A 9342-nucleotide genomic window follows, 5' to 3' on the forward strand; every position below is an offset into this window, starting at 1 on the left:
ACTGTTCGTGTAGAGCAATATATTCTTCTTGCAATCTGGGGTCACGAGAGAAGAAGAAGGCATTAACCGAAAGAACTAAGCGTCTATTTTCCATATCCAATTCTATCACCTTAAGGGGCAATTCCTCTCCCACATAAAAGGCATCTTCAGTATTTTCAAGTTTGGGTATTGCCAGATGAGAAAGTGGAACAAATCCTTCCACTTCATCTTCTCCAACTTTAATATCTACCAGCACACCCTTGGGAATAAGTTTGCTAATTTTGCCTTTTACTTCGGTATTAACCGGAATAGCTTCAGCTAATTTTTCCCAGGGATCGGGATGCAGTTGTTTTACACCCAAAGCAATACGATGTAGAGCTCTATCTATAGAAAGGACAACTGCTTCAACTTCCTGACCTTTACGAAATACTTCCCGGGGATGATAAATCCTTTTTGTCCAGCTAATATCGGAAATATGAATCAAACCATCTATACCATCTTCAATTTCCACAAAAGCGCCAAAAGGGGTAAGACTCTTTATAGGGCGAGTAATAACACTTCCAATAGGATAATGGTCTTCTATGTAGAGCCAGGGATTGGGTTCCATTTGTCGCATTCCCAGAGAGATACGATGATTATCTTTATCCACTTCCAGAACTATGGCATCTATATTATCGCCAACTTTTAACACCTTTCTGGCATCCATAATCTTTTTAGTCCAGCTCATTTCTGAAACATGAACTAACCCTTCAACGCCAGGTTCCAGTTCCACAAAAGCACCAAATCTTTGAACACTCACTACTTTGCCAGAAACTTTACTCCCTTCTGGATATTTAATCTCAACATGTTCCCAGGGATGCGGAACCAATTGTTTCAATCCGAGAGAAATCCGTTCGTTTTCAGGGTCAAATTTAATCACTTTAACTTTAACTTTATCACCAATATTGAGCATTTCACTGGGATGATTTAGAGTTCCCCAGCTCATATCGGATTTATGAAGAAGCCCATCAATGCCGCCTAAATCAATGAAGGCACCATACTCAGTAATATTTTTCACTTCACCATCAAGTTCCATTCCTACTTCAATCTGAGAGAGGAGTTCGCGTCTTCTTTGATTAGCTTCTTCTTCCAGCACTTCTTTATGTGAAAGAATTATATTATGCGTATTTTCATCAATACGAAGCACCTTAAAACTCATCTCTTTCCCGATAAATTGGTCAAGAATAGGAACAGACTTATTGGATATCTGAGAGCCAGGTAAAAAGGCTTCAATTCCCATAATATTAACTATCATTCCGCCCTTTATTCTTCTATTAATAGTTCCATTGACCGTTTTCCCCTCTTCAGCAGCTTTCTTTATTTGTTCTATATTAATCAAGAAATCAGCTTTTTTCTTGGAGAGCGGAATTCTATTGTCCTGGTTAGGTGCTCCTTCAATTAATACCTTAATCTTTGAACCAATTTTAGGAACTTCACTAAATTCAAATTCATTAATAGGAATAAAGCCATCATTTTTGAAGCCAACATCCACTACCACTTCCTGGTCATTGATTCCCACGACCGTACCTTCAATAATATCCCCACGTTTAAATTGAGGTATGGTCTCATCAATTCCTTGCAGCAATTCTTGATTGAGCTGGTCAGTTTCTTCATTTGATGGACTTGTAGTTGTAGTGATAGGAATATCTTGATTGAGTTCCAAATCGGGAATAGGAGGTGAATAATCTATTTTTAAATTACTCTTTTCCTCTTCTTCATTGGTTAAATTTGTTTCTGTGCTTTCTTCAGGCACGGAATCAGCCGGACTTTCAAATGATTCCGACATTTCAATGGTCAGTTCAGGTTCCGGTTCGGTTGCGGCAGAAATTTCCCCCTCGGGTGCCGTTATTTCTTCATTAGCTTTCGACGATTCACCTTCGCCAACCAATAAGTTTTCATCTTTTTGGTCAGTTAGGTCTTGTTTTTGATCATGTTCTAACATGATTCCTCCTTATACACCGGGATTTCCTCTATCTGCTGAACAGAATGAGGTTCTCCTTTAATTCTAAAAATCTGATTATAAACTTCTACGATAATTTCTTCGGGAGTGGAAGCACCTGCTGCCAAACCTATGACCTGAGCATCATTTAATAATTCAGGGGTCAATTCTGCTGCTGTTTCTATATGGAAACTGCGTGTCACTTGCTGACATAACTCTTGCAGAACTCGGGTATTAGCGCTATGCTTTCCACCTATAACAATCATCAAATCGCTATTTTTTGCCAGTTGCAAAGCAGCTTCTTGCCGCTGAGTGGTGGCATTGCAAATAGTATTAAACACTCGTAACTCTAAGGTATGAGGTAAAACTTGAGCTACCAGTTCCTGAAGATTACTTAGTTTTTGTGTGGTTTGACTTACAATACAAAGGGTTTCCCAGTTCTGGAATTCTGGTTTTTCTCCGGGCTGGATAATTTTTGTCTGTTTACCACCATAGGAGAGTAAGGCTTGAACCTCCGGATGATCAGGGTCTCCCATAATCAATAGAGGCAAATCTTTCACCGAAGAGACCAGCTCCTGTGCTCTTTTCACATAAGGACAGGTGGCATCAATAATCTCATTGCCTGCTGCCTGGAGAAGTTCCAGGTCCTCTCTGGCAATTCCATGTGAACGGATTACTACTTTTTTACCTTTGATATGTTCAATATCTTTACAGACAGATATGCCTTCTTCTTCCAGTTTTTGCACAATCTGAGGATTGTGAATCAGCTCACCATAAGTGCAGACATCATCATTAGAGTTATGAGCTGCCAGAGCCATTTTAACGGCTCTGCGAACGCCAAAACAGAAACCAGAATGCTCAGCTAAGAAGACTTGCATTCTTCCTCCATTCTGGAACGGATTATCTGATAAAGGTAATCTGTTTGTTCTTCTATAGTTATATTGCTGGTATCAACTTCTATGGCATCATCAGCTTTTTTAAGAGGTGCCAGAGCACGTTGAGAATCGTTATTATCGCGTTTAACCAGGTCAGCTAAAACCTCAGAAAAATCCTTATTTATACCTTTTTGCTGAAGTTCCAGCCATCTTCTCTTTGCTCTGACCTCTGGACTGGCAGTTAAAAAGAACTTAACCTCAGCAGTGGGAAAGACAAAGGTGCCAATATCTCTACCATCAAGTATTACACCACCTTTTTCTCCCATTTTGCGCTGAAGTTCAACCATTTTATAACGCACTGCTGGAATGGCAGAAATCGCAGAAGCGAGAGCAGAAATGTCGTCAGCTCTAATATCCTCTGATACATCTTCCCCATCCAGAAAAATCCTATTCTTAGAATTATGGTTTTCTATCCGAATATCAATATCATCCAGTAATTCCCGGATAGATTCCTCATCATTGATATCAATACCCATTTTTTTCGCTTTAAGAGCACAAGCACGATACATAGCTCCCGTATCAATATAGACATAACCTAATTTTTCTGCCAAAAGCTGAGCTGTGGTGCTTTTTCCCGAGGCTGCGGGTCCATCAATAGCAATGATAAATCCTTTTTTCATATCTTTTTACCTAAGCTATCCATTTTTTTCATTAAACATATAGCGTCAATCTTTTTTATGCTTTCAATTAGGGGTTGAAATAAAATTATTTTCCTCCCTCCTTATTTTTTCTTATCTCGCTTCTTTCTTATGCTGTAGATGTCCCACTTATAAATGGTATATCAATGGGTGAATAAAAATCTGGAAGGATAAGAGAGGTAAATTTTATAAAGAAAAGAGAATTTCAGAAGGGAGACAAGTAACTTAGTTTTCTATAGAAAAATTGATTATAAAAGGAAATGTTATAGGGTATAGATTTTGATTCGCTTAACACTATTCTTTTTATACGATGGAAATAATTATTTCTCTAAAGATGGCAAAATTGTGAAAAAATATTTACTCTTCTTTCAGGTCTCGGGTCATAAGTTCCAGTATAGCTTGTCTGGGATCTTTATCTTGAAAGAGAACTTTATAAACCTGTTCTGTGATTGGCATCTCCACATTTTTCTGCGTGGCAAGATTATAAACAGAATGAGTGGTGGCTACTCCTTCTGCAATCATAGCCATACTCTGAACCACATCTTGCATTTTCCTGCCCTGTCCAATCTGAAAGCCTACATACCGATTTCGGCTATGTTTGGAAGTGGCAGTCGTGACCAAATCCCCCAGACCAGATAAACCAAGAAAAGTTTCGGAGCGTGCACCACAAGCAACTCCCAATCTTTGAATTTCTACCAAGCCCCGAGTTAACAAAGCACCGATAGTGTTATCCCCATAATCCAGTCCAGCAATAATTCCTGCAGCAATAGCAATAATATTCTTAACTGCACCTCCCATTTCCACTCCAATTAAATCCAAATTACGATAAACCCGGAAATAACTATTACTAAAAATTAGCTGGAGTTTTTGCAGGAGCTCTGCATCGGAACCAGCAATAACTACAGAAGTAGGAACTTGACGAGCCACTTCTTCAGCGTGACTGGGACCCGAAAGTGTGCAAATCATCTTATGAACTTCAGAAGGTAGAATTTGTTTCAAAATTTCACTCACGGTTAAAAGGGTATGTTCTTCAATGCCTTTGGCAACATTAACGATGGCAAAAAGCTGCTTGGGATTCCATAAATCTTTTTGTGCTTCTTCAGGTATGGATTGCAAAGTTGATCTGATATATTGAGTTGGTATAGCAAGAATTATTATTTCAGGATGGAAGCGGACAAGATCAAAAAAATCGCCGGTAAAAGAGATTTCCGACGGAAGAATGATATCAGGTAAAAGTAGCGGATTAGAATGTGTCTTTTTTAACTTATCCAGAAAGTCAGGATTATATTCCCAGAGAAGAATATCATTTCTATTTCCAAAAAGAAGTTTAGCAAGTGCCAGACCCCAACCACCTCCTCCTATAATAGCTATTTTCATATATTGGATAGAAATTATTTTTTCTTAGGTGATGATTTGGTTGAAGTTGCTTTTTTAGTGGTAGTTTTGCTGGAAGCAGTTTTCTGAGGGGTAGCTTTAGTAGAGGTAGTTTTTGTTTTCTTAGCTGGAGTTTCTTTAAAATCCCAGTCAAAGTCTTCATCGTCATCTTCATCTTCATCCAATTTATCTTCTTCATCAGCCATCCAATCTGGACAGAAAAGTAAGTCTTCTTCATAATCCCAGCCATCAACATTTTCCAGACCAAACTTTTCCAGCATTTCATTTTCCCAGATAGAATAATAGGCTGTTCCATCTTCTACTGCCCAAACCAGAACGGGTTCACGATAACGACGGAGTTCAATCTTATAATTTTCAGATAATTCTATGAACTCCAGAATCTTTTTAGTGTCCTTTTCTTTACGAAATTCCATAACACCCACCTAAAAACTATATTTAGCAGTAAGAGAAAATTTGTTTTCACTGTATTCTTTAGTTAAACGAATCTCCTCCACAGGTGATTCAATATTCCTGAATGTATGAGTGTAGTCAAGTTTTATATTCCATTGCTCATTCAAGAGGAAATTAAGTGCTGCATTGGTGTTATAAATTCTATCTACTCTACCACCATAACGAGGGTCATCCGATTGATAAAATCTTTCCTCATAGGACATAGCCAATTCAGGATAGAAGGCTGCTCCCTTAGGTTTGGAAGCGGAAAGAGGAGTTTTTTTCAAGCGAATATCGCCTTTATAGATATCACTTTCATAACTGGCATCTTCAGCATCATGATTATAGTTATCTAAAACTCGCCAATTATAGCTTGCTCCCATACTGAAAGCAGGAAAAGAATACCGAGCACCTAATCCCAGAGTGGTAGCATTGGCATCATATTCTGTCCAATACTGATTATAAAAATACTCTTCATAGCGACCGTGAAACTGAATGGTGGTATTCTTAAAAGGTTTCACATTAAGGTCTCCTCTATAGAGATTACGTTCATAGCTATATTTTTCCGACTCACCAGTTCCGTCAGAATCAATATAGTTGCGCACATAGATGTAAGGATAATAGCCATAAAGGGCAGTAAAATTCCAGTAATAGCGTTCCACCCGGAAGCGCATTAGTATGTCTTGGCGCTGTTTATCTGGATTGGATATATTCTGTGAAACCTTTGCGGTTACGGAAGGGATAAATTTCCACCATTGATAACGAAAAGGATAGGCAAGATCCGCTTGGAGCATAAGGGTCAAATCATCTGTAGTATTAACAAAATCCAGATTAGGATGACCTTGTTTCCAGCGATTTATATCGTAATCGGAAAGATGGAACACATTATCGGAATAGGTTATTCCTGTAGAAATAGAGACTTCCATTTGAGCGTTAAGGGTTGTTTTACTTAAAAGCAGAACTAAGATTAGACTCATAATAATGGGTATAACTTTACGATTAGTGGGATGTTTGGATTTATTTTTGGAGGAATCTTTATTTTTATCCTTTTGAGGTTGAGGTTTAGATGAAGTATTTTCTGAAGGAGCTACTATTTTTGGGTCATTTTTTGATGGAAAATCAGACATACTTAACTCTCAATTCTGTTTTAGCAATACTGGTCTGGCAAAGAACATATGGTCGGATTTAGCTCTGAGCTCATATTCCGTTGTCCCACTATTTGGTGGCAAATCAATCTTCTTTCCGATAGAAAGATAATTCACTCCTGGAGCTTTATATTTGGTGCTACGTTGTAGTGAAAATTCATAACTATCCACTAATTCACCATTCCGATAAAGTTCAAATATGGGTAGAGTATTATCATGTAATCTGGCACGAACATAGACAATTGCATTACGACCATTATTCAAAGTAAACTTGAAACTCTGAGAAGAATTAAAGGTGTAATACTGACTTTCAGTGCCATTATGCGAGATATTAATAATTCCGCCATGAGCTTTTACTACGAGATTAGGGGGTTTAGAACTTTTTGGTTTCGTCTTGGGAGCAGGAGTGTAAAAAGGTCTAAAATAGATACTTCGCTCATAACAAAGCAATTCCATTTTCTTGGCTCCTTCTGGCACTGGTATAGTTATTTCATCATAGATATAGAACCCATCTTTCTGCTCTTTTAAAGTAAGGTCATAGGTTTTTTTATCTTTTCCGAAGCTGATAATGACCTTAGGTTTATGCACCTTAGCAACGGAAAAAGAATGCAAATAAATTGTAGAAATCCCTTCTACATTAAGAAACATAGATTTTTCCGGTTGCGAACGATAATACCAGTAGTTACCTTCTTCAGTTTTTAGTAAACGACGGTTCCCTGGATTTTCAAAATCAAGCGGTTGAACTTTCGCAATGATGATGGTTATTCCTAAAACTATTGCTATGGTAACAAAAAAGCGTTTTAACATTACTGCTCCAAATTACAAATCTTCATCAGGGTCTACTATATTAGCCATAAATCTACGGTCGTTCCGGTCCAGAATAATCACTGCCACTATTGCTGCGATAAGGATAGCTAAACAAATTGCGGCTACGGTAACATTATGTTTTTCAACACTGAAAGCAGGACCGACGCCAGGTTTTGGTATTTGACCCGAATCATTTTCCAGATGGTATTTTTTAATCCAGCGTTGGATTCGTTGAACATTAAATACAGGAACACCCTTTTTTGCCATCACCATCATTATACCTTCAGGTTCAAAACTCTCTTCTGCCAGTTTGGGATTTAAGCCCTCTACCATCTGATTTGCATTAGGTTCACTTCCCACATTAGCCAATCCACGACCGATATTTACAAAGAGTTTATATCGTGCACCTTCTGGTAGCATTTGGTCATAGGCAATTTCTCTGGCTTTAACATTATCCTCTAAGGTAGCACCAATTAAGGGACTCACTCCATTTCTTGCCATTGCCTGAAGCATAGCTTTAATCCCTTGATCAGAAAGCCCTACTCCAAGGTCATCTTTACCACCTAAAGAAGCATAAGAACTGCCAAAATCTATCATACCTTTCCGACGCAGAACACCTTCCATATCCAGCCAGGTAAATTCTTCTTGATTTGCTCCATAGGAAGCAGAAGAAAGAGAAACGATGATGGAAGGTTTCAGTTTCATCACTTTAATGGCTGCGTAAAGTGCCAGATTAATCCCGGGATTGGAACCAGTGATTCCAACTGCAATATAATCCCCTTCTTTCAAGCCTTGTTTAGTAAATTCTTCCACGAAAACGGCAGCTAAATTGGGATTTAGCGCAGCTTGCTTATCGGATAAAAGACCACGGTCAGTGGTGATAGTTGTTCTTGCTCTTCCAATAAGACCAGTTTGAAGAGGGTCATTTATAGGGTCAATAGGCAAGCCCTGTCTTTGAATTTCCGCTTTGATAGTGTCCATAAAAGCAGCCATTTCCTTAGCTGCTGCAACTTTCAGCTCATAGTTTTCGCTTTTTATATTTACATAACTGTTGCTGGCAATGAGATAAAGGATGATACTCAAAAAAAAGAGAAGGGTGAGTGATTTGCCAGATTTGAGTGAAGGACGATACATCTTACAACTCTCCTTTAAAGACAACCATCAAGATAAGACGAACCAGAACTGCTGCTACTCCCAGAGAGGTAATAGTTTTCCAAAATCCCTGTCTTTCAAACCAGTTTGCTATTAGACCAGGGATAATATAACCAATGGACTGAAGTTGATAGGTGTAGACGGTTACATTTTGATAGACTAATAGACGAGAAGCCCACCCCAATATAAAACCTACCAAAATGCTTAAAACCATCCTTCTCTTGCCAAATAGAAGGGTAAAATTGCTTATAAGCCGGATAATTCCCCAAGTGAGCAAGCTAACCACTATGGTACCTAAAATCTGCATTGGACGATCCAGATACATAGCTATGTATCCTGGAACGACAATACCTCCGGCAGAAGCACCTAAAAGCTCACTAAAAAGTAGGCTTATAATGACACCAAGACCTACTGCTGCCTGAATTATTGATTCAACCACTTTAAGTCCTCATACTGCTGTTTGGATTTATGCTTGAAATATGCCACAATCTGACCTCCATACTTAATTCTTCCTGCTATATTGCCGATTCCCAGAATGTGAGCTTCCTTTTCAGTTAAGTTTAGCACTTTATTGTAAATTACTTCTGGTGAGGGTTCTCCCAAAGGAATAACCTTTTCATCTGGTATTCCCAGATGATGAGCATAAGCGGCAATTTTATCAGGAAGTTCACCGGTTAGTAATATATAGGAGAAATCCAGTTTACTTACTGCTTCTAAAAGCTGTTGAGAGCGGAAAACTCTATCTGCACGGCTATTTAGAATAATAATCTTTTCCACATTCTCAAGGTGTCCAGTGACCATATTTATGATACGAGCAGTGGAGTCAGGATCATTAGCGGCAAAAATATTATAAAAATAGAGGGTCTTCCCTTCATCATAGATAA

The 9342-nt window shown here is 38.4% G+C and carries 9 protein-coding genes and 1 pseudogene; all 10 read right to left on the bottom strand.

The window, feature by feature from the left end; all coding sequences use genetic code 11:
- Positions 1–1960: 30S ribosomal protein S1 (locus E0946_RS06835; protein ID WP_243713776.1), on the bottom strand; the 1960-nt coding region annotated here is incomplete at its 3' end.
- Positions 1954–2835: a 4-hydroxy-3-methylbut-2-enyl diphosphate reductase gene (gene ispH, locus E0946_RS07415; protein ID WP_165942103.1), complete on the bottom strand. Its 882-nt coding sequence runs from the start codon at positions 2833–2835 to the stop codon at positions 1954–1956. The genes E0946_RS06835 and ispH, both read right to left, overlap by 7 nt.
- A complete protein-coding gene (cmk, locus tag E0946_RS07420; protein WP_165942104.1) occupies positions 2820–3512 on the bottom strand; it encodes a (d)CMP kinase in 693 nt (230 codons plus the stop codon). The genes ispH and cmk overlap by 16 nt, the downstream gene beginning before the upstream one ends.
- A 375-nt stretch (positions 3513–3887) precedes the next feature.
- A complete protein-coding gene (locus tag E0946_RS06845) occupies positions 3888–4907 on the bottom strand; it encodes an NAD(P)H-dependent glycerol-3-phosphate dehydrogenase (protein WP_133201727.1) in 1020 nt (339 codons plus the stop codon).
- Positions 4908–4921: 14 nt separating this feature from the next.
- Complete coding sequence (locus E0946_RS06850; RefSeq protein WP_133201728.1) at positions 4922–5338, bottom strand: hypothetical protein; 417 nt, start codon at positions 5336–5338, stop codon at positions 4922–4924.
- A 9-nt stretch (positions 5339–5347) separates the two neighbouring features.
- A complete protein-coding gene (locus tag E0946_RS06855) occupies positions 5348–6481 on the bottom strand; it encodes a hypothetical protein (RefSeq protein WP_133201729.1) in 1134 nt (377 codons plus the stop codon).
- 9 nt (positions 6482–6490) lie between these two features.
- Positions 6491–7306 carry a hypothetical protein gene (locus E0946_RS06860; RefSeq protein WP_133201730.1) on the bottom strand — a complete coding sequence of 272 codons (816 nt, stop codon included), beginning with the start codon at positions 7304–7306 and terminating at the stop codon, positions 6491–6493.
- A 12-nt stretch (positions 7307–7318) separates the two neighbouring features.
- Positions 7319–8440: a poly-gamma-glutamate system protein gene (gene pgsW / locus E0946_RS06865; protein ID WP_133201731.1), complete on the bottom strand. Its 1122-nt coding sequence runs from the start codon at positions 8438–8440 to the stop codon at positions 7319–7321.
- Between the two features lies 1 nt (position 8441).
- The gene (gene pgsC / locus E0946_RS06870) at positions 8442–8897 is read right to left on the bottom strand and encodes a poly-gamma-glutamate biosynthesis protein PgsC (RefSeq protein ID WP_133201732.1); all 456 of its coding nucleotides are present in this window, start codon (positions 8895–8897) and stop codon (positions 8442–8444) included.
- A pseudogene (locus E0946_RS07270) lies at positions 8882–9342 on the bottom strand (hypothetical protein); the annotation flags it as partial. The gene pgsC and the pseudogene E0946_RS07270, both read right to left, overlap by 16 nt.

It is taken from the genome of Candidatus Syntrophosphaera thermopropionivorans (genome assembly GCF_004353895.1).
GTDB lineage: Bacteria > Cloacimonadota > Cloacimonadia > Cloacimonadales > Cloacimonadaceae > Syntrophosphaera > Syntrophosphaera thermopropionivorans.